Genomic DNA, 21,833 nt, shown 5'->3' on the forward strand with positions numbered 1-21,833 from the left:
GACACCCGATGGAGCGGATAGTCGAATACTACTTCAATGCAGAAGTCATCGCGGGCGCCTTCCCCCAGGTGCTCGCGGGCTTTCGCACGACGGTCATCGTATCGCTTTTGATTATTTTCTGCGGCACGCTGTTCGGCCTGTCGCTGGCACTGCTGCGCTGCGCCAACCTGCGCCCCGTCAATTTCATCATCACCGCTTATGTCGACGTGCTGCGCACGCTGCCGCAGCTCGTCGTGATCGTCTTCATCTATTTTGGCCTGCCTTATCTGGGCCCGACGCTGTCCCCCTTCGCAACCACTGTGCTGGCGCTCGGCATGGTGCTGTCGGCCTTTTCTACCGAGATCTTCTGGTCCGCGATCATGGCACTGCCGCGCGGGCAATGGGATGCCGCGAGCGCGCTCGGCTTCAGCCGGCTACGGACGCTGATCACGATCATCCTGCCGCAGGCCGTTCGCCTCGCGATTCCGCTTCTGACCAACCGCGCCATCTCCATCAGCAAGGGTACTGCGCTCGGCACCGCCGTATCGCTCCCGGAAACGCTAGGACAGGCGCAGAGCGTGATGGCGCTGGTCGCCAATCCCTCACCGCTGACGCTAGCCGCGGCGTTCTACCTCACCTTCTTCCTGCCGCTGGTGATCGCCAGCCGGTGGATCGAATATCGCTACAGCACGGGGCGTTGAGCGGATCGCATGCAGGATTTCCTGGACAATTTCGCCAACTGGGAGTCGCTGTTGCGGGTCTATCCGCTGCTGCTGCAGGGGCTGCTCTATACAGTCTGGCTCGCGGTGGTGGCGCTGCCGCTCGGCATTCTCGCCGGCCTCGCCATCGCCGTGCTGTACAGCTTCAAGAACCGCTGGGTGAATATCGCGCTGCTGATTTATATCGACCTGTTCAGATCGTTTCCCGTGGTGGTATTGCTGATCCTGATCTTCTACGGCATGCCGTTTCTCGGCCTGACGCTCGGCAGCTTCACCGCGGCGGTGCTGGCCATCGTTCTCAACAATTCCGGCTACTATGGCGAGATCTTCCGCGCCGGCATCCTGTCCGTGCCCCACGGCCAGACCGAGGCTGCCCGGGCGCTCGGTTTCAAGCCGCTGCATGTGGTGTTCTCCATCGTGCTGCCGCAGGCGATCCGCAACGTGCTGGCGCCGCTCGCCAGCAATTCGCTAGAACTCGTCAAGGCGACACCAATTGCCGCCTTGGTCGCGCTGCCTGAACTGCTGCGCTCAGCCCGCGTCGCCCAGGAGCAAACCTACAACCCGACGCCGCTGATGGCGGCCGCGGTAATCTTCTTCGTCATCCTGTATCCGTTCGCGCGCTGGGTGGCGCGGCTGGAACGGCAAGCACTGAAAGCCCGCTGACATGGCCACACTGATCACCGGCGGCAGCGGTTTCATCGGGCTCGCGCTCGCCGAACGCCTGATCGCCGACGGCGAGACCGTTATCTTGTTCGACCTCTCAGCCCCCGGCCACAACATACTGATGCGCACCGAGCTTGCCGGCGCTACGCTGGTCACCGGCGATGTCACAAGCGCCGACGACGTCGACCGCGCGTTGAACACGGCCGGCATCGACCGCGTGATCCACACCGCCGCGATGACGCCGAATGCCCAGCGCGAGCATGACGCTGCGCGCCAGATCGTCGACGTCAATATCGGCGGCACCGTCAATCTGCTCGAACGCGTAACATTGCGACCCGCCATCAAGCGCGTCACCGTGCTCAGTTCCGTCGCAGTGTACGGCTTCTCGCAACCGGCCGCGTCGGGCCTGTTCGAGGAGGATTTGTCGCCGCCGGCGCCAGCCGCGCTCTACGGCATCACAAAGCTTGCATCGGAACAGGCGGCGCTGCGGATCGCCGACCTCCACAAGCTCGATGTACGCGTGATTCGGCTCGGGCCGGTCTTTGGCCCATGGGAGTTGCAGACCGGTGTCCGCGATGCGCTGAGCCCGCATTATCAGGTGCTCCGTATGGCCTTCGACGGCCGTGAAGCGATTCTCCCGCGCAGCATGGCCGGCGATTGGATCTATTCCCGTGACGCTGCCCTCGGCGTCGCGAGGGTGAGCGCCTCCGACGCGCTGAAGCACCACACCTATCACGTCAGCGGCGGTGTGCTGTCCGATCTGCCACAATGGTGCGAGATCATCGCGACGCACATGCCCGGATTCCGCTGGCGGATGGCGGAGATCGAGGCGGAGGGCAACGTGATCTACGGCCTGCCGAAGGACCGTGCGCCGCTGAACATTGCGCGGCTGGCCGCAGACGCCAGCTTCACGCCTCAATTTCATCTGGAAGATGCGGCGCGCGACTATCTCGGCTGGTTGCCGCAGGCAGGAGAACCCGCATGAGCAAACGTCTGGCTGGAAAGTCGGTTCTGATCACCGGCGCCTCCTCGGGCATCGGCCGCGCCATCGCCCGCCGGTTTGCTGCCGAGGGCGCGAAGCTCATGCTCGCGGATCTCACCATGGACGTGCGCGAAGGCGGCACTCCGACATTGGAGCTGCTGCGTGCAGACGGTTATGAGGTCGATTTCATCCAGATCGACGTCGCCTCGGAGGACGACACCGTCCGCGCCGTCCAACAGACCGTTGCGCGCTACGGCCGCCTCGACGTGCTCGTCAACGACGCCGCCATCGGCACCGGCAAACGTCTGACCGACACCAGCCTCGCCGAATGGGACAGGACGCTGGCGGTCAACCTTACCGGCGTATTCCTGATGTCCCGCGCCGCCGTCAACCAGATGCTGACGCAGGATATCCGCAACGAGGCCCGCGGCCGCCTCGTCAACATCTCCTCGCAACACGGCATGATCGCCTGCCCGGAAGACATCGCCTATGGCACCTCCAAATCCGGGGTCGTCTACATGACGCGGCAGATCGCGGCGGACTACGCGAAGGATCACATCATCTGCAATGCAGTCGCGCCCGGCAAGATCGTCACCGGCAAACCAGGCCGCGCCGCGGAGCCGCGCTGGATGGACTACTCCACCAGCCGCACGCCGATGCCGCGGCTGGGCCGTCCCGACGACGTCGCCAATGCAGCGCTGTTTCTGGCCTCAGACGAGGCAACTTTCATGACGGGCGAAAACATTCTCGTCGATGGCGGCTGGATGGCGTCATGAGCAACGTTTCGGAGAGCACCATGGAGCAAGCGCCTGCGGATACATCCGCGCCGATCATCCAGATGTCCGGCGTCACCAAATGGTATGGCGACGTCCAGGTGCTTAAGGGCATCGACTTCACGGTGGCGCGCGGCGAGCGCGTCGTGATCTGCGGGCCTTCGGGGTCCGGCAAGTCGACCATGATCCGTTGCATTAACCGGTTGGAAGAACATCGCGACGGCCGCATCATGGTCAATGGCGTCGAGCTGGATCACTCGACGCGCAATGTCGACGTGGTCCGCCGCGATGTCGGCATGGTATTCCAGCAGTTCAACCTGTTTCCACATCTGACCGTGCTACAGAACCTCACCATCGCGCCACGCAAGATCCGCGGCGCAACGAGGCAGGAGGCCGACGAAGTTGCGCGCTATTTTCTTGAGCGCGTACGGATCTCCGAACAGGCCGATAAGTATCCGAGCCAGCTCTCCGGCGGCCAGCAGCAGCGCGTCGCCATCGCGCGAGCGCTGTGCATGAAGCCGCAGATCATGCTGTTCGACGAGCCTACCTCGGCGCTAGATCCAGAAATGATCCAGGAGGTGCTCGACGTCATGGTCGGCCTCGCCCGCGAAGGGATGACCATGGTCTGCGTTACCCACGAGATGGGATTCGCGCGCACGGTCGCCGACCGCGTGGTGTTCATGGACGCCGGCCGGATCATCGAGGACGGCGCGCCGGCCGATTTCTTCTCTGATCCAAAACAGGATCGAACCCGTGCATTCCTCAAACAAATTATGCATCGATGACCGAGGCGGCCGCTTTGCGCCAACAGCGGACATCGATTGTTTCTGCGTGCCCCGTGATCTATGAGCTCACAATCAACGTCTGGGCGACCGCTAGAAAGACCTACGCGGCTTCGTCGCGCGATTGGTAGAGCTTGTAAAGCATGCGTTGCCCGATACGGCGGAACGGCGAGAACGGATGCGTCGGCAGCGGCGAGGTGAAGATCGGTAGGTCCTGCCCCTTGAAGTTCTTGCCTGCGATCATCTCGGCCATGCGACGGCCGGCCTGCGCCGAATAAGACACGCCATTGCCACCGTAGCCAAGCGCATAGAACAGAGTTTGCGAAGGATCGGGCCGGAAGATACGCGGCATCATGTCGTGGCTGACATCGACCCAGCCCCACCAGGAATAGTCGATCTCGATTCCCTTGAGCGCCGGGAACTTGCGGTGCAGCCCGTCGATCAGGAGCTGCAGATGCCGCGGATTTGCAGCGTCCGCGCCGGTGATGGCGCTGCGGCTACCGATTTGCACACGGTTGTCGGGCAGCCGGCGATAATAGAAGCGCAGCGTGCGGGTGTCGGTGATGACTTCGGTGGTCTTGAAGCCGGTCGCCTCCAGCTCTGCTTCGGTAAGCGGCCGCGTCACAATCGAGTTGGACATAATCGGCATGCAGCGGCCACGCAGCATCGACGTCAGGCCGAGCGACGTATAGGCGCCGGTGGCGATGCCAACCGCGCGGGCGCGCACGGTGCCGCTGGGCGTGCGCAGATGATGCACACCATTGCGCGTCGTGATCTCCAGCACCGGACTGCCGGGATGCACCTTGGAGCCGAGTTCGCGCGCCATGCGCAGATAGCCGAAAGCGAGTTTGGCAGGATGGACGCCAGTGCCCAGCGGCTCATGTACAGCGCCAACACATTCTGCCTCGTTCACATAGTCGCGGCGTACGTCCTCGGCGGACAGCACGCATGTCTTGTAGCCGAACACCTCGTTCTGGACTTTCGACTCGGCTGCGATCTTCTCGAACATCCGCTGGCGATGCGCGAGATAGAGGTGGCCGCCGCGCTGCGGTTCACAATCGATATTTCCGGTCTTGATCAGATCCTCGAAGGTCTCGAAGCCGTCCTGGATTTCCGCGTGCAGCCGCAGCGCCACATCGCGGCCCCAGCGCGCGATCCACTGCGAACGCGACAGCCGACCCGACGCGTTCTGGCCCTGCCCGCCATTGCGTGTGCTGCAGCCCCAGGCGACGCGATTGGCTTCCAGCACCACGGCCTTGATGCCGAATTCGCGTGCCAGAAAAATCGCACAAGCGAGCCCGGTATAGCCCGAGCCGACGATCGCGACGTCGGCATCGACGTCGCCCGAGATCGGGCCATCATCGTCCGGCGGTGTTCCTGCCGTGGCGGCCCAATAAGTCGGGGCGTAGTCGCGGTGGGTGCCGGGACCGGGGGACACCAGGGGATCGTAGTGCTGATCGTAGGGAGCAATCGACATCGGCGCGGCCTCTATCACGGTGCGATCAAGACTGAGCCGGTAGCGGCGGGCGGTCCTTACGGAATGCGCTCTTGCGCGAGAGCTTGTCGCCCTTGAACGTGAAGAGATCGCACCCCTCGGCCTCGATCCGCGTGCCGTTGGCTGCTGTACCGCGGAAAATCCATTCAGATAGGCCGCGGTCGCCGAACACGGTGTGCGATGTACAGGTCCAGCTCACATCCGGCATACCGCCCCAGACCTTCTCGAAGGCCTCCTTGACATCGGCGGTGCCGGTGATGCGGTTGCCGTACAGTTCCGAACCGACGGCAGTATCGAACACCACGTCATCGGTCATGCAGGCCATGACGCCGTCGGCGTCGTGACGGTTGAACGCCTCGAATAGTGTGACGAGAAGCTGGTGGCGCTGGGTTTGCTGCTCGGACATTGCAAAGCTCTTTCGATCATTTCAGCAACGGTGGCACCGCGTGCCAGCCATGGTGGTGAAACTGCCAGTGGCCAGGCCACCCGATTAGGGCCAGTTGCGGCGAAGCACCCGTCCAGAGCGGAACGGTTCGCGCCGGCGATCTGGCCCAAAGATTGAGACACGCTGGCCCTCCCCGGGTTGGCGGATGTTGCCATGGTGGCGGCATGACGGAGCGACGGACCCACGTGACATGCATGACCTGACGATCGCGATCGGCGATCTCGGTGCGGCGCTGACGCCAAAACTGGTTTTGATGTCGATTGCCTCGATTTTCGTCGCCGCGGTGCTGCGCGGCTTTACCGGCTTTGGTTTTGCCCTTGCCGCTGTGCCGCTGCTCGGCCTGTTCATGGCGCCGACCGAGGCCGTTCCGGTGGCGATCGGATTGCAGCTTGCCGGCAGCCTGCTCGATTTCCGCAAGGCATCACAGAGCTGCGACTGGCCCTCGCTGCGCTGGCTGATGATCGGCGCGCTGATCGGATCGCCGCTGGGAACCCTGATCCTGACCGAAATCCCGGCGCCAATCTCGCGGTTGGTGATCAGTTCGATCACTCTACTGGCGGTGTTCGCGCTGGGCCGCGGCTTCGCGTTGCCCGCCATCCCGCCACGCCCGGTGACGTCGATCACCGGTTTCTTCTCCGGTCTGTTCAACGGGCTAGCCGCGATGCCCGGACCGCCGGTGGTCGCTTACTATATGTCGGTTCCGCTGCCACGCTTGGCAACGCGTGCGTCGCTGATGGTGTTCTTCCTGATGACCTCGATCACGGCAACGATCACTTTCGTCAGCGTGGGCCTGCTGAACGTCTACACCATCGGCCTGTCCTTGCTCGGCCTGCCGGTGATGTGGCTCGGCACCAGACTCGGCGAAATCGCATTCCGGCGCGGCAACGACGCGATGCATCGCCAAGTCTCGATCATCAGCCTCGGCGCGATTGCCCTCGTCAGCGCCGTCAAGGGCGTGAGCGAGCTGACCTGAGCCGCGTCAGCTCATGCGTGCGATGATGCGACCGAGACGTTCAATGCCCGGTTCGATCCGGTCATTGCGGATCGACGAGAAGCCAAGCCGGAAGCAATTGGCATGGGTACCTTTCGTCATCGAGAATACGTCGCCCGGCTCGATCACCACGCCTTCTGCCAACGCGGCCGTGGCAAGTTCGGTGGCATCGCAGGCCGCCGGACATGTCACCCAATAGCTGGTGCTGCCGACGCCGCGCACGAAATCGCAACCGGTGAGATGCTTGGGCAGCAACTGATCGAGAATGCGTGCGCGCTCCAGTAGCACGCGTGAGACGCGCTGCAGATGCGAGCGGTAATGGCCAAGGCCGATGAACAGCGCCGCAACGCGCTGGTTGTTGAGCGGTGGATGCCGCAGCATTAGGCGCCGCAGCGCGCGCAATTCACGGATCACCGGCGCTGGTGCGGCGACATAGCCGAGCCGTAGGCCGGGCGCGAGCGCCTTAGACAGGCTGCCGACATAAAGCACGCGGTCGTTGCGATCGAGGCTCATTAGCGGCGGCAGTGCCGGCCCCTCCGAGATCAGCTCGCTCTCATAATCGTCCTCGATCAGGATGATGTCGCGCTCCTGAGCCTTGCGCAGTACGTCGAGACGGCGCTGCTCGGGCATCGCCACCGTGGTCGGGCATTGATGACCTGCGGTGACGTAAGCGAGATCGCAGCTCTCGAAGTTCGTATCGGGCACCATGCCCTCGCCGTCGATTGCGAGCGGCACGATATTGTCGGTCTGCATACCGAAAATGTTGCGGGCGTCGGGATAGCCGGGATCTTCCATGCCGACCCGGGTGCCCTGCTTCACGAACAATCGGGCGATCAGATACAGCGCATGCTGGGCGCCGATGGTCATCATGATCTCGTCGGGCCGCGCGCGAACGCCGCGACGCGGCAACACCTGCAGCCGGAGCTGCTCGATCAGCGCCGGATCGTCCTCGTCGATCAGATCGCGGGCCCAGTTGTTGATCTCGGGCACGCTAAGTGCGGCGCGCGCACTTTCGCGCCAGTCATTGGTCGGAAACAGGCTTGGATCGAACTGCCCGAAGATGAAGGGATACGGATAGTCCTGCCAGTTGAGCGGCTTGACGATGTTCCGGTTGGCCGACGGCCGCACTGCGAAGCGCCCGGCCCAGCGCGCGGCGCCGGCCTCGTCGGGCGCCGCGCGGTCGTCGCGCTGGGTGCCGAGATGCTTGGGGAGGCCGGCCACGAAGAAGCCGCTGCGTTCGCGCGAAATGAGGAAATTCTGGTCGACCAGCTGCTCGTAGGCAATCACGACGGTATTACGCGACACTTCGAGCAGTGTGGCCAGTTCGCGGCTCGAGGGCATGCGCACACCAAGCGCCAGACGGCCTTCTTCGATGGCGGTACAGATCAACTGGCGGATCTGGAGCTGCAGGAAGGGACCGCGCCGGTCCAGCCCCTGGAACAGCGATCCCCAGAACAGCGCATCCCCAATGCCAGACGCTGCAGGACGCCCGTCTGCACGGGCGGCTTTCACTGAACCTCCGGGATTACCCATCGCGCCCTCCACACTCATCCCGAAACCAAAGCCGCACCCGTCTTCGGGCCTAACAGGACACTAAGCAAAAGCCGCGCCAAGGTGGACCGTCGGCACCGCGGGACTGGCCCCATTCGTGCATCCGATCTGGCGCTGGCTCGGAGCGATGCGAGGCCTCACGCTTCGATGACGGAATTTTGAGGGTGGTCCATTGAGCCAGGATACGATTGTTTTTTCGGCCCGCAAGATCGTGACCATGAACCCGTCACGCCCATCCGCCACGCATGTCGCAGTGCAGAACGGCCGGATCGTCGCAGTCGGCAGCTTCGACGAGATCGTCGATACCAGCGGCGCCAAGGTCGACGACCGTTTCAAGGACAAGGTGCTGCTGCCCGGCTTCGTTGAAGGCCACAGCCACATCATGGAAGGCATGATGTGGTCGCTGCCTTATGTCGGCGCCTTCGACCGCCGCTCGCCCGAAGGCAAACTCGTCCAGGGCCTGCCGGATATCGATGCCATCATCGCGCGGCTGCAGGAAGCCGAGGCAGCGATGACCGATGCCGAGGCACCGCTCTTCGCCTGGGGCTTCGATCCCCTGCATATCGGCAGCGTGTCCCTGACGCGGCAGGATCTCGACCGCGTATCGACCACGCGGCCGATCATGGTCGTGCATGCATCGTTCCACATCAGCAACGTCAACACTATCGTGCTGCAGCGCGCCGAGCTCGATCGCACCACCAATATTTCCGGCGTGGTGATGGGCAAGGACGGCGAACCATCCGGCGAAGTCCAGGGCATTGCCGCTCGGTTTCGCGTGTTCCGCGTGCTCGGCACCAATCCACTGTCTGGCAATCTCACAGCCGATGACGTCAACCGCTACGCGGCATCGTCGTGCATTCAGGGCGTGACTACCATCACCGACCTGCACAACGATCTTGCTGACCTGACCATCGAGGTCTATCGCGCCGCAAGTCGGCGCGATGATTTCTCGGTGCGCCTGGTCCCGGCCATGGCCTCGGTGTCGCACAGCCCGGAACAGGGCGTCGAGAAGATCAAGACACTGAAGGCGTCGAACAACGACAAGCTTCACTACGGCATCGTCAAGCTGGTGGTCGACGGCTCGATTCAGGGCTTTACCGCGCGGCTGCGCTGGCCGGGCTATCACAACGGCGCGCCCAACGGGTTGTGGTACATCGCGCCAGAAGAACTGCCGTCCATCGTCGCAGCTTACCACAATGCGGGCATCCAGCTGCACATCCACACCAATGGCGACGAAGCTACCGAAGTGGCGCTCGATGCCGTCGAGGCCGCGCAGATCGCAAAGCCGCGGCCCGATCACCGCCATACGCTGCAGCATTGCCAGATGGCGGATGCTGCGCAGTTCAAGCGCATGAAATCGCTCGGCATGTGTGTCAACTTGTTTTCCAATCACGTCTATTACTGGGGTGACTCGCATTACGAGCTGACCATGGGTCCGGAACGCGCCAACAGACTCGACGCCACCGGTACCGCGCTGCGCGTCGGCGTTCCCTTCGCAATCCATTCCGACGCCCCGGTGACGCCGCTGAGCCCGCTGTTCACCGCCTGGTGTGCCGTCAACCGCGTGTCGTCGAGCGGACGTGTGCTCGGCAAGGAGACCGAAGCGCTGACCGTCGAACAGGCGCTTGCCGCGATCACGATCAACGCCGCCTATACGCTGAAGCTCGATCACATCGTCGGCAGCATCGAGGCCGGCAAATATGCGGACTTCGCGGTACTTGATGAAGATCCGTTTGAAGTCGCGCCGGAGAAGCTCAAGGATATTGCCATCTGGGGCACCGTGGTCGGCGGCCACGTGCGGGAGGCGCCACGGGCATGACGGCAGCGTCATCAGCGAAAATTCCCGTGACGGTGGTCGGCGGCTTTCTCGGCGCTGGCAAGACGACCTATCTCAATCACCTCCTTCGCACCGGCTCCGCCCGCTATGCCGTTCTGGTCAACGACTTCGGTGCCGTGAATATCGATGCCGGCCTGATCGCGCAGCACGACGGCACCACCATGACGCTGACCAATGGCTGCGTCTGCTGCAGCATCGGCGGCGGCTTTCTGGATACGCTGGGCCGGATTCTCGACGACACAATCCCGTTCGATCACATCATCATCGAAGCGTCGGGCGTCGGTGATCCCTGGCGCATCGCCGAGATCGCACTGGTGGAGCCGAGCCTGCGCCTGAATGCCGTGATCGTGCTCGCGGATGCATCCCGCATTTCAAAACTGCTGATCGACAGTCGCGTCGGCGACACCGTGCGCGGCCAGTTCGATCGCTGCAGTCTCGTGCTGCTCAACAAGGTAGACCTGCTAAACCGCACCGCCGTCGATGCGGCCCGTGCCACGGTCGCGGCGCTGCGTCCGGACATCCAGATCATCGAGACGACAGAACATACGCTGCCGGTCCTGCCGGACGGCGAGGTCAAGGCGACATCGCGCTTCGCCGCAACCGCGGTGGACGACCGCGCCGATCATGAAAGCGCATTCCGCCGATGGTCGTATCGGCGCAGCGGCACGTTCGATCGTGGCCAGCTTACAGCAGCACTAGCCGCATTGCCGCCGCAGCTTTTGCGCCTCAAAGGACCATGCCGGATCGCCGGTGATGCGTCGCCAGCGCTGCTGCAGATGGTCGGGCAAGACTGGGCGCTGACACCTGCTCCCGCCGATATGACGGCTCAAAACGACATCATGCTGGTCGGCGTCGGCACCGACGCCCTGCCCGATGCCGGCGCGCTTGATGCCATTCTCGATGGCGCGCTGATCCAGGTTTCACAAACACACCCGACAACGGCGGACCTCAACCGTCGGCACGCTGCATTCACCCTCTGAGAGAAGGACCGACAAGATGTCTTCGATCTGGTCACGACGACCCCGTTCGCTGAAAGCGTCTCTTCTGACCTGCGCTCTGGGCCTTGCCCTCGTCGCAACCGCCATCGCGCCGAGCATCAAGCCGGCGCTCGCCGCCGACGGCGGCACGCTGGTGATCGCCTCCACGCAGGTGCCGCGCCACTTCAACGGCGCCGTGCAATCCGGCCTCGCCACCGCGATGCCGTCGACGCAAATCTTCGCTAGTCCGCTGCGCTATGACGACAACTGGAATCCGCAGCCTTATCTCGCAAAGTCATGGGAGGTCGCGCCGGACGGCCTCTCGGTGACGCTAAAGCTGGTCGACAATGCCCTGTTCCACGATGGCAAGCTGGTCACGTCCGAGGACGTCGCCTTTTCGATCATGACCATCAAGGCGAACCATCCATTTCAGAGCATGCTGGCCGCCGTCGATAAGGTCGATACGCCCGACCCGCTCACCGCTATCATCCGCCTGAAGCATCCGCACCCGGCGCTGCTTTTGGCGATGTCGCCTGCACTGATGCCGATCCTGCCGAAACACGTCTATGGCGACGGCCAGGACATCAAGGCGCATCCCGCCAATCTGAAGCCGGTCGGCTCAGGCCCCTATCGCCTCACCGAATACAAGCAGGGCGAATATTACACGCTGGAGAAGTTCGACAAGTTCTTCATCACCGGCAAGCCCAAGCTCGACAAGATCGTCGTCAAGCTGGTATCGGATTCCAATGCCGCTGTGGTCTCGCTTGAGCGCGGCGACGTCAACGTGCTGCCGTTCGTCTCAAACACTCGCGACATCGAGCGCATCGAGAAGATGCCGAACGTCACCATCACCGACAAGGGCTTTGCCGGCGTCGGCCCGATCAACTGGCTCGCCTTCAACACCAAGAAGAAGCCGCTCGATGACGTGCGCGTGCGCCAAGCGATCGCCTTTGCCGCCAACCGCGAATTCATCACCGGCAAGCTAATGGGCGGCAAGGCGAAGACCGCCACCAGCCCGATCGCCCCGGGATCGCTGCTGCTGGAGCCCGGCGTCGAGATGTACAAGCTCGATCTCGCGAAGTCGGCGAAGCTACTCGACGACGCCGGCTATCCGAAGGCTGCCGACGGCACGCGCATGAGCCTCACCATCGACTACATCCCCGGTGACGAGGAACAGCAGCGCAATGTCGCCGAATATCTGCGCTCGCAGCTCAAGCGCGTCGGCATCAATCTGGAAGTCCGTGCCGCGCCGGACTTCCCTACCTGGGCGCAGCGTATTTCGAATTTCGACTACGACTTGACGATGGACAACGTGTTCAACTGGGGCGATCCGGTGATCGGCGTCAACCGCACGTACCTTTCGAGCAACATCCGCAAGGGCATCATCTGGTCGAACACCCAGCAATACAGCAACCCGAAGGTCGACGAACTGCTCGCCGCAGGCGCGCAGGAGACGTCGCCCGAGAAGCGCAAGGCATTGTATTCGGAATTCCAGAAGATCGTCGTTAACGACGTGCCGATCTATTTCATCAACGGAGCGCCGTATCGCAACGCCTTCAGCAAGGGCCTCGGCGGTCTGCCGACGTCGATCTGGGGCATGATGTCGCCGCTCGACGAGCTTTATTGGGAAGTGCCGCCAAAGACCTGATGGTCTTCGGCTCACTCTGACGGTCCAGCACCATGAACCTCGCTCTTCACATTCTGCGTCAGGTGGCCAATGCAGTTGGCCTCCTTATCGCCGTGCTGGTCCTCAATTTCTGCCTGATCCATGCTGCGCCCGGCGATCCCGCTCTAGTGATCGCGGGCGAGATGGGCGGTGCGTCGGCCGACGTCATCGCTGCACTGCGGGTCAAATACGGCCTCGACAAGAGCCTGCTCGAACAGCTCTTCACCTATCTCGGCAGCGTCGCCACCGGCGACTTCGGCTATTCCTATTATTTCAATGCCCCCGTGACCGGCCTGATCGCCCAGCGCATTCCGGCGACGCTGTATCTGGTGCTGTCGGCGCTAGCGATCTCGGTGGTGATCGGCACGCTGCTCGGCGTCGTCAGCGCCCGCAAGCCGAACGGGCTGTTCAGCCAGGGCGTCACCATCATCTCGCTTGCGGGCTATGCCGCGCCGGTGTTCTGGACCGGGCTGATGTTGCTGCTGCTGTTCGGATCGGTGTGGCCGATCCTGCCGGTGTCGGGCATGACCGACGTCGCGCGGCCCAAGGTCGGCTTCGCGCATGTCGTGGATATATTGCAGCATCTCGTGCTGCCCGCGACCACGCTCGCACTCGTCTTCATCGCGCAATATAGCCGGCTCGCCCGTGTCAACATGATCGATGCGCTGACGGCTGACTACGTGCGCACCGCCCGCGCCAAGGGCCTGCCAGAATTTATCGTGATCGGCAAACATGCGCTGCGCAACACGCTGATCCCGATTGTCACTGTCGCCGGGCTGCAATTCGGCCATCTGTTCGCGGGCGCCGTGCTGGTCGAGACGGTGTTCAGCTGGCCCGGCATGGGACGGCTGGTGTTCGAATCCATTCTGCGCCGAGATTATCCGACCCTGCTCGCCGTGCTGTTCTTCTCGGCAGTCTTGGTCATGGCCGCCAATATCATCACCGATCTGGTCTATCGCCTGGTCGATCCGCGCATCCGTTCGGGGGCCCGATGACCACAATAGAATCCACCGCCATCAAGCCCGATAGGACCGCGCTGCCCGTGAGCGCCGCGGCGTCGCCCACGATGGCCGCGCTGCGCCAGTTTGCCCGCAGCCCGGCGGGCGTCGTCGGCGCGGTTGTGCTGCTGTTTCTGATGCTCGCCACCTTGTTCGGGCCGTCGATCTATGGCGTCGATCCGCTCGACATTGCCGGCGCGCCCTTCACGCCGCCGGATGCGGACACCTGGCTCGGCACCGACTATCTCGGCCGCGATATCCTGGCGGGGCTGCTGCAGGGCGGCCGTGCCACGCTGACTGTCGGCGGCGTGGCAGCGATCATCACCATCGTGATCGGCGTCACCATCGGTTCGCTGGCCGGCTTCTTCGGCGGCCCCATCGACACGGCACTGACCAAGATCACCGAGTTCTTCCAGATCCTGCCGCCGCTGCTGTTCGCCATGGTGCTGGTCACTCTGTTCGGGCAGACGCTGACCACCGTGACCATCGCGATTGGCGTGGTGAGCTGGCCGTCTGCCGCGCGCCTGACCCGCGCGGAGTTCCTGCGCTTGCGCAATCTCGATTTCGTCAAGGCATCGCGCGCCGCCGGCGCTGGCAATGGTCACCTCATCCTGCGCGTCGTGTTGCCGAATGCACTGCCGCCGATCATCGTCTCGGCGACGCTCGCGATCGGCGTGGCCATCTTGTTCGAGGGCGGATTGAGCTTCCTCGGCCTCGGCGATCCCAACACCATGAGCTGGGGCCTGATGCTTGGGCAGAACCGCAATTATGTGCTCAATGCTTGGTGGACCGTGGCGTTTCCGGGTGCGGCGATCTTCATCGCGGTGCTCGCCATCAGCCTGATCGGCGACGGCGTCAATGATGCCATCAATCCGCGCCTGCGGAAGCGAGGCTGAGCAATGCCCCCCGTTCTCTCCGTCAAGGATCTCAGTGTCTCGATGAACGGCACCAAGGGCATGGTGCCGGTGCTTGAGCATCTGTCATTCGACGTCGCGCAAGGCAAGACCATGGCGCTGGTCGGCGAGTCCGGCTGCGGCAAAAGCATGACCGCGCTCGCGATAATGCAGCTATTGCCCGAAGACTTTCGCGTCACCTCCGGCAGCATTCTGCTGGATGGCGTCGAGGTTTTATCGGCATCACCCAAGGAGTTGCCCAGCCTGCGCGGCGACAAGATGTCGATGATCTTCCAGGAGCCGATGACGGCGCTCAACCCGCTCTACACGGTCGGTGACCAGATCGGCGAGGTGCTGCGTCAGCACCGCGGACTGAGCCGCCGCGATGCCCATGCGCAAGCGATACAGTTTCTCAAGGCGGTGCAGATCCCCGCGGCTGACAAACGCGTCGATGCCTATCCGCATCAATTGTCCGGCGGCATGCGGCAACGTGTGATGATCGCCATGGCGCTGGCCTGCAAGCCGAAGCTTCTGATCGCAGACGAGCCGACCACCGCGCTCGACGTCACCGTGCAGGCGCAGATCTTCGACCTGCTCAGCGAATTGCAGGACGACACCGATACGGCCATCGTGCTGATCACCCATGATCTCGGCGCCGTCGCCGAACTCGCCGACGATGTCGCCGTGCTCTATGCCGGCCGCTGCATCGAACAGGGCGCCGCACACGAGATCATCGCCCGTGCGCGGCATCCCTATACGCGCGGGCTGATGGCCTGCGTGCCGCATCTGCAGCTCGGCCGCATGAGCAACCATGCCTCGGCCGAGCTCGATGAAATCCCAGGTATGGTGCCGCCGCTCGGCGCACGCGGGCCGGACTGCGCTTTCCTGCCGCGCTGTGCCTTTGCCGGCGCGATCTGTCGCGCACAGCCGCAGCCGCCGTTCGATCGCATCGATGCCGGTGCCGCCGTATCGTGCTGGCGTCATCAGGAGATCACACCGTGAGCGATGGCTTGAATATATCTGCGCCCGCAGACGTCCTGCTCGACGTCAACGATCTCGTGGTGCACTTCCCGGCCGGACGCCGCGGCATGTTCGGTCCACCCTCGAAGGTCCACGCGGTCGACGGCGTGAGTTTTCGCGTCCGCCGCGGCACCACCTTCGGCATCGTCGGCGAAAGCGGCTCCGGCAAATCGACCACTGCGCAGGCGGTGATGCGGCTGATCCCGATGACCTCCGGCCAGATCGTGTTCGGCGGCGAGAACATCGCAGACTTCCGCGGCGAGAAACTGCGGCTGGCGCGCAGCAAATTCCAGATCGTGTTCCAGGATCCGTTCTCGGCACTGGATCCGCGGCGCCGCGCGGGCGATCTGATCCGCGAACCGCTCGACCTGCTCGGCATCGGCTCGCCACGCGAGCGCGAGGTCCGGGTCAAACAGCTTCTGGAGGAAGTCGGCCTGCCGCCGCAGGCGGCTGATCTGTTTCCGCATCAGTTTTCCGGCGGCCAGCGCCAGCGTCTGTGCATTGCACGTGCGATGGCGCCAGAACCCGACCTGATCGTCTGCGACGAAGCGGTGTCGGCACTCGACGTCGCCATCCAGGCGCAGATCCTGAACCTGCTGAAGAAGCTACAGCGCGAGCGCGGCCTGACCTATATCTTCATCTCGCACGATCTCGGCGTGATCCAGCATTTCTGCGACGAGATTGCGGTGATGTATCTCGGACGCATCGTCGAACAGGCGCCGGCGCAGGTGTTCTTCTCGGCACCCTTGCATCCCTATAGCTGGTCGCTGATATCAGCCGCCGCACCGCCCGGCCCGCTGCGCGACCGGCTGAAGAAGGACTATCTGGTCAAGGGCGATCCACCGAGTCCGGTGGATCCACCGCCCGGCTGCCGCTTCGCGCAGCGCTGCCCGTTCGTGGTGGAGCGGTGCCGTGACGAATTGCCGATCCTTCAGGTCGAGGCCGAGGAACACTTCATCGCCTGCCATCGGACCGGCGAGATCGCCCCTCCGGATTTTGCATCCCTGTGAGCCGTCGCTGTGGGGCGTCCGCTTTGCGCCAATTGCTGTCACTCATATGTTCGTCGACGCTTTCAGCATGACGCGCCCATTGCGCTGTCCCCATCCGGATCGCGCGAACCGTCCGATTTGGTATTAGGCGCAACTGGCCGATGCTTTCCAGATCACACCACGCTCACCCTGGCCTGAGACATAGCTCCCGACATTGCCATGATCGCGCAATTGGATAGATTGCTTGCTCCGCCGCAAAGGGTGAAAGGTGGCATCCAAAGAAGGGCACAACCTATTGGACGATTCCGAGAACCAATGCGCGTATTGCGGGTTCACGATGCAATTGGATGCACGCTTTTGCGGTGGCTGCGGGCGGCCAAGGGCTGCTCCAACTGCGCTTGGCGTTCATGCACTCTCATTCCTGCAATCGCAAATCCCGCCAGAACTCGCTGAGCGTATCATGCGGTCCGGCACATCCATGCTGGGCGAGCGCAAACGTGTCACCGTCCTGTTTGCCGACATCCAGCGGTCGACCGAACTCATCGACCAGTTGGACCCAGAAGAAGCGCTGGAAGTTATTGGCCCAGTGCTCAAGCGGCTGATGGACGCCGTGCATGAGCACGATGGGTTGGTCAATCAGACGCGCGGTGACGGCATTATGGCGCTCTTCGGCGCCCCCATTGCGAGCGAAGACCACGCCGTCCAGGCCTGCCGTGCAGCACTGGCTGCGAGAAATGCGATCATCGAATTCAATCGTCTGCATCAACGCTCGATCAGTATCAGAATTGGCCTGAATTCCGGACAGGTCATCATTCATTCGATCGGCAACAATCTGGCGATGAACTATGACGCCGTTGGAAAAACGGTTCACCTCGCCGCCCGAATGGAAGCGCTTGCCTCCCCTGGCTCGATCAAATTGTCGTCCGACACCTTCCAACTCGCGAAGGGCTTCATCAGCGCATTGCAGCTCGGGCCCGAACAAGCCAAAGGGGTCGCCGAGCCGGTGGAGACCTATGAACTGGTGTCGATGCGGCCGCGCACCCGCTGGCAGGCTCGCTCATCCGGCGGCCTCAGTCCGCTGATCGGACGTCGGACAGAATTAGATTTCCTCAAGAAACTGCTGGATAACGCCGCTGCGGGACACGGACGCGCGGTGACCATTGTCGGCCCTGCCGGGATCGGCAAATCGCGTCTGGTCCATGAGTTCATCGCCAGCGTTCCAGAAGAATGGCTCGTCCTGCAGACGACCTGCGCTTCTCAACGCGCGAACTCCAGCTACTATCCCGTCAGCACGTTGATACGTGAGCTCTTCGGCGTACGCGCCGAGGATAGCCCCGCCTCAGCTGCCAGCCGGACCAGCACCCGTGTTGCCCGCCTCGATCCAAATCTGCCCCCACATCTTCCGGCCATCCTCTCGCTCCTGGATCTCAACAGCGAGGACGAAGACTGGAAAAAGCTTGAGCCATCCGAAAGACGCAACAAGGTCATCGACGCCATGAAGACGCTCGTCTTCTCGCAGGAACGGTTGACGCCCTTGCTCATCCTGATCGAGGACATCCACTGGGTCGATGCCGAAACCCAGCTCATTCTGAACAGCATCATGGGGATGCTCGATAACGCCCGGGTCCTCGTGGTCGTCACGCAACGCCCTGAACGCATCTGGTCCGGCCGAGCGGTTGAACGCCTGGACATCGCGCCGCTCAGCGAACCGGACGGTGATCAACTGCTTGTATCGCTGTTGGGCGATGACGGAAGTCTGGGCTACATCAGACGACGTGTCCTCGCGAAAGCGCAAGGCAATCCACTCTTCGTGGAGGAACTGGCCCAGGCACTCAAAGATACGAAGGTGCTAGTCGGCGATCCGGGCCGCTACAAAGTCAGCGATGGATCGTCTAATATCAAAATCCCCGAGACCATTCATTCCGTTCTGGCATCGCGTATCGACCTACTCGATCAAGCGACGAAATCGCTTTTGCAAATGTCCGCCGTGATCGGCAAAGACATCTCATTGATCCTGCTGTCCGGCATGGTTGGAACTGATCCCGACGAACTGGCTCCTCGTCTTCTGGCGCTCGAGTCGGGGGATTTTCTCAGAAAGGCCACGACCTCCGGCACGGTCGAATATTCGTTCAAACATGAGCTCACGAGAGAAGTGGCCTACGGCATGATGCTACTCAGCGTCCGTCGCTATCTCCACGCCAAGGCGATCGAAATTATCGAGCTTCGATTCGCCGACCGTCTCGACGAACATATCGACCGACTTGCCGACCACGCGTTTCTCGCTGAGCTATGGCAAAAGGCGGTTCCGTATCAGTTGCGGAGCTGCCGTCGAGCAATCAAGCGTGGCGCCAATCAGGATGCGATCGCCATTTACGAGCGTGGTCGCGAAACGCTGGCGCATTGGCCGCCGTCGTCGAAGAAAACCATCTCTGAAATAGATCTGCATCTGACGGTAATTACGGCGCTCGAACCAATCGGCATGCATCAACGGATTGCCGACGTCTTGCGCGAGGCGCGCCGGCTGGCCGAAGAATCCCGGGAACCATGGCGGATTGCGGCGGTGAATTGTCAGTTGACAGTCGCACTCTGGAGACTTGGCTATCACGTCGAAGCCATGACCGCTGCCCAAACGGCACGGTCGATCGCAGAGAAGATCGGCCAACCCGTCCTAACCTTTGCCGCTCTCCACAATGTGGGCATCATCCACCATGAAACCGGCGACTTCACGCAATCGCTTGCGTATCACGAAAAATGTCTCGCGATCGAAACACCGGAGATCGACGAGAAGCGCGCTGGATGGGCCGCGCTTCCCAGCGTGATGCTTCGGACTTTCATGGCCGATTCACTGATTGATCTCGGTGACTTCTCTCGCGCAGAGGCTCTTGCAAAAGAGGCAACGCTGTTGGCGGCGGCGGCGAACCACTCGTATTCCCGCGCCAACATTAATCATGTTTTTGGTCGGCTCCGGATCGCGCAAGGGCGCCCTGTCGAAGCGCTCGCGCTGCTGAATGAGAGCTGGCAGACATGCCTCGATCTTGAGATGAAACAGATGTACCCGGTCTTCGCGTCCCGGATGGGCGAAGCCTATCTCGCATTGGGCGATGTCGAAGCCGCGCTCAACATCCTCGCAGTGCCTGAAAAGCTGGATATTCCGCTCGCTGAACACGCATTCGGCTGGCGCTTTCTGTTCATCGCTCAAGGTCGTGCTTTCCTTGCCGCCGGCCGCAGCAAGGAGGCCAAAGCCGTAGCTGAAAGAGCGCTAGCACTGGCGGAAGAGCGCGGAGAATTGCCACAGCAAGTCTACGCCAAGAAGCTTCTGGGCGACATTGCCCATATTCTCGATACGAGCAACACGACCACCGCAGAACGATACTATCGCGAAGCGCTCGGTCTCGCCGAACGGTGCTCCATGCAGCCTTACACGACGCTCTGCAACGATGCGCTTGCCACCTTGGTTGCCTGAATCAGACCCTGGCTGCGAGCTCAATCGGCCAGGGCGCGGATGGCATTGATACCCGGCAGGAAAAAGTACGCCCCACCGCGCACCGTGACAAAGGGGCGAGATTTTTCGATATGGAGATTGAACGGTCTCTGCTGAATGACGAGTTCATCTCCGTCATGGGCAACATGGCTAATCGGATCGGTCCCGACGGGCAGTCCTCCGAACTGAGGATTGTTCAGCCACGAATGCTGGATCATCTCGAACTGGCCAGCGATATCGGCGTTCAACGCGATGAACGCCGTCCCGCGCCGAGAACCCTTGCCGGTTGTCTCGTCCTGCTCGCCGCGCCTGGCTCCATACGGCCGGCCGCGCCTGATAATGCGATGCATCTTGGACAGCTTCAGTGCGACATCCGGGTCGGAGCCAATGGCATCGCGCGGATTGGCACGGCGAATATGCGCGCCAATCGGACAGGCCATCCCTGACTCGTCTTCGTAGGCGTAAAGAAAATCATTGCGTTCGGGTGCCGACGGTGAATCGGCGCCGGCACGCACCAGCGGCGCACCGTTGCGGTACCGACCGATCAGCCGTGCCGCAACCTCCTCTGTCGCCTCGACATCGGCTTTGCCATGCATTCGGGTAGCGATGCTGGCAACAAATTTCTCGAAGGCGTCCACGTCCTGCTCCAGTTGCCGGAACACCAGGTAGGTTCCGTTACGCAGCAGATCGCGCAGATTGGAGCCGGGCTTCACGGATTGGCTGCTGATGCGCTCCCGACGTTCATTGCGATAGCCGAGCACAAATTCGCCTGGCTTGACCAGGGAGATGCGGCGGTCTTTTGCGCTCAGGACCTTGTCTCTTTCGCCACTGTCCGCGGGGGTGTGACAAGACTTGGCTTTTTTCTCGTTCTTGGCGTTTTCCTCGCTTCGGATAGCCAGGGGCGACCCCTCGATGATCGGCTGCGAGATGCCGTCGACGAAGCCGAAATGCTCCTTGGCATCGTCATAGAGGCGGCCATGGACGATGACGGGCCGGCCGTTGCCTTGGTCACCAGTCACAACAACGTCAGCAACGCCGTTCATCGCGCGCTGCTCCGCCTGGACTAGGGCCTGCAACACATGTTCTTCGGATGCATAAAGCAACAGCATGCCGTGCACCTCGGCGGACGGGCCCCATCCACCCCACTCCCATCGGCACGGTGAGCTTTCTCCCGCGTCGCCGAGAAGGCCGGAGCGTCGGGGCATCCGTCTGCCAGACGTCGGCTTCGGCGCCATGCCTTCGAGAAATTCCACGGAGAAGTCCGACAGCTGATGCTCGTCGAGATCTAGCTCCTGGAGGCCGCTGGCAGTGATGGCCAGATTGATCGCCGTCCGATCGCCAACACGCATGGCCTTAAGTGCCCGGATGTTCGTCGGCGGTAACTGCAGATCCGTCGCGCCGTCATCTTCCCCCTCAATCCTGTCCGCGCGCATCAATCGCTCGGCCAGATCGCGCAGCCAGCGCTTGGCAGCATCCCGCTGGCCTGGAAGAAAGTGCCAGGCCACATAGGCGGAGTACGGCAATTGCGGATAGCCGCTTAACAGCAGCCCCTGCACATCATGCCATTCGATTTTTTCCGTGTTCATGGTTTT

18 protein-coding genes are annotated in these 21,833 nt (G+C 62.5%); 14 read left to right on the plus strand and 4 right to left on the minus strand.

Annotated features, from left to right (window positions below; all coding sequences use genetic code 11):
* Positions 1–8 precede the first annotated feature (8 nt).
* Genes LPB73_RS18785 through LPB73_RS18805 form a run of 5 tightly spaced genes read left to right on the plus strand, consistent with a single transcriptional unit; the run spans position 9 to position 3,901 of the window.
* Complete coding sequence (locus LPB73_RS18785; protein WP_231077839.1) at positions 9–680, plus strand: amino acid ABC transporter permease; 672 nt, start codon at positions 9–11, stop codon at positions 678–680.
* Between the two features lie 9 nt (positions 681–689).
* Positions 690–1,361 carry an amino acid ABC transporter permease gene (locus tag LPB73_RS18790; RefSeq protein ID WP_231077840.1) on the plus strand — a complete coding sequence of 224 codons (672 nt, stop codon included), beginning with the start codon at positions 690–692 and terminating at the stop codon, positions 1,359–1,361.
* A 1-nt stretch (position 1,362) separates the two neighbouring features.
* The gene (locus LPB73_RS18795; protein WP_231077841.1) at positions 1,363–2,346 is read left to right on the plus strand and encodes an NAD-dependent epimerase/dehydratase family protein; all 984 of its coding nucleotides are present in this window, start codon (positions 1,363–1,365) and stop codon (positions 2,344–2,346) included.
* Positions 2,343–3,119 (plus strand): SDR family NAD(P)-dependent oxidoreductase, encoded by a 777-nt coding sequence (locus LPB73_RS18800; RefSeq protein ID WP_089266337.1) that lies wholly within the window; start codon positions 2,343–2,345, stop codon positions 3,117–3,119. The genes LPB73_RS18795 and LPB73_RS18800 overlap by 4 nt, the downstream gene beginning before the upstream one ends.
* Complete coding sequence (locus LPB73_RS18805) at positions 3,116–3,901, plus strand: amino acid ABC transporter ATP-binding protein (protein WP_305801554.1); 786 nt, start codon at positions 3,116–3,118, stop codon at positions 3,899–3,901. Before LPB73_RS18800 ends, LPB73_RS18805 begins: the two co-directional genes overlap by 4 nt.
* Positions 3,902–4,001: 100 nt before the next feature.
* Here the strand turns inward: LPB73_RS18805 and LPB73_RS18810 are convergent, their stop codons facing one another.
* The gene (locus LPB73_RS18810) at positions 4,002–5,375 is read right to left on the minus strand and encodes an NAD(P)/FAD-dependent oxidoreductase (protein ID WP_231077842.1); all 1,374 of its coding nucleotides are present in this window, start codon (positions 5,373–5,375) and stop codon (positions 4,002–4,004) included.
* A 25-nt stretch (positions 5,376–5,400) separates the two neighbouring features.
* Positions 5,401–5,799, minus strand: coding sequence for a nuclear transport factor 2 family protein (locus tag LPB73_RS18815; RefSeq protein WP_231077843.1), 399 nt, complete (start codon positions 5,797–5,799; stop codon positions 5,401–5,403).
* A 229-nt stretch (positions 5,800–6,028) separates the two neighbouring features.
* Between LPB73_RS18815 and LPB73_RS18820 the strand changes: the two genes are divergently transcribed.
* Positions 6,029–6,811, plus strand: coding sequence for a sulfite exporter TauE/SafE family protein (locus LPB73_RS18820; protein WP_231077844.1), 783 nt, complete (start codon positions 6,029–6,031; stop codon positions 6,809–6,811).
* A gap of 6 nt (positions 6,812–6,817) precedes the next feature.
* Here LPB73_RS18820 and LPB73_RS18825 read toward each other — a convergent pair whose 3' ends face one another.
* The gene (locus LPB73_RS18825; RefSeq protein ID WP_231077845.1) at positions 6,818–8,362 is read right to left on the minus strand and encodes a PLP-dependent aminotransferase family protein; all 1,545 of its coding nucleotides are present in this window, start codon (positions 8,360–8,362) and stop codon (positions 6,818–6,820) included.
* 235 nt (positions 8,363–8,597) lie between these two features.
* Here LPB73_RS18825 and LPB73_RS18830 point away from each other — a divergent pair, with 235 nt between their 5' ends.
* From LPB73_RS18830 to LPB73_RS18865, 8 genes are all read left to right on the plus strand, one after another.
* Positions 8,598–10,199, plus strand: a complete 1,602-nt coding sequence (locus LPB73_RS18830; RefSeq protein ID WP_414716807.1) for an amidohydrolase — start codon at positions 8,598–8,600, stop codon at positions 10,197–10,199.
* Positions 10,196–11,197 (plus strand): CobW family GTP-binding protein, encoded by a 1,002-nt coding sequence (locus LPB73_RS18835; protein WP_231077847.1) that lies wholly within the window; start codon positions 10,196–10,198, stop codon positions 11,195–11,197. The genes LPB73_RS18830 and LPB73_RS18835 overlap by 4 nt, the downstream gene beginning before the upstream one ends.
* 16 nt (positions 11,198–11,213) lie before the next feature.
* On the plus strand, positions 11,214–12,842 hold the full coding sequence (locus LPB73_RS18840) for an ABC transporter substrate-binding protein (protein WP_231077848.1): 1,629 nt from the start codon (positions 11,214–11,216) through the stop codon (positions 12,840–12,842).
* A 32-nt stretch (positions 12,843–12,874) separates the two neighbouring features.
* Positions 12,875–13,855: an ABC transporter permease gene (locus LPB73_RS18845; protein WP_231077849.1), complete on the plus strand. Its 981-nt coding sequence runs from the start codon at positions 12,875–12,877 to the stop codon at positions 13,853–13,855.
* Positions 13,852–14,754: an ABC transporter permease gene (locus LPB73_RS18850; RefSeq protein ID WP_089266329.1), complete on the plus strand. Its 903-nt coding sequence runs from the start codon at positions 13,852–13,854 to the stop codon at positions 14,752–14,754. Before LPB73_RS18845 ends, LPB73_RS18850 begins: the two co-directional genes overlap by 4 nt.
* A gap of 3 nt (positions 14,755–14,757) precedes the next feature.
* Positions 14,758–15,753 carry an ABC transporter ATP-binding protein gene (locus LPB73_RS18855; protein WP_231077850.1) on the plus strand — a complete coding sequence of 332 codons (996 nt, stop codon included), beginning with the start codon at positions 14,758–14,760 and terminating at the stop codon, positions 15,751–15,753.
* Positions 15,750–16,781, plus strand: a complete 1,032-nt coding sequence (locus tag LPB73_RS18860; RefSeq protein ID WP_231077851.1) for an ABC transporter ATP-binding protein — start codon at positions 15,750–15,752, stop codon at positions 16,779–16,781. The genes LPB73_RS18855 and LPB73_RS18860 overlap by 4 nt, the downstream gene beginning before the upstream one ends.
* Positions 16,782–17,028: 247 nt before the next feature.
* Positions 17,029–20,223 (plus strand): ATP-binding protein, encoded by a 3,195-nt coding sequence (locus LPB73_RS18865; RefSeq protein WP_231077852.1) that lies wholly within the window; start codon positions 17,029–17,031, stop codon positions 20,221–20,223.
* 20 nt (positions 20,224–20,243) lie between these two features.
* Here the strand turns inward: LPB73_RS18865 and LPB73_RS18870 are convergent, their stop codons facing one another.
* Positions 20,244–21,827: a Dyp-type peroxidase gene (locus LPB73_RS18870; RefSeq protein WP_231077853.1), complete on the minus strand. Its 1,584-nt coding sequence runs from the start codon at positions 21,825–21,827 to the stop codon at positions 20,244–20,246.
* Positions 21,828–21,833 lie beyond the last annotated feature (6 nt).

It is taken from the genome of Tardiphaga sp. 37S4 (assembly GCF_021044645.1).
GTDB lineage: Bacteria > Pseudomonadota > Alphaproteobacteria > Rhizobiales > Xanthobacteraceae > Tardiphaga > Tardiphaga robiniae.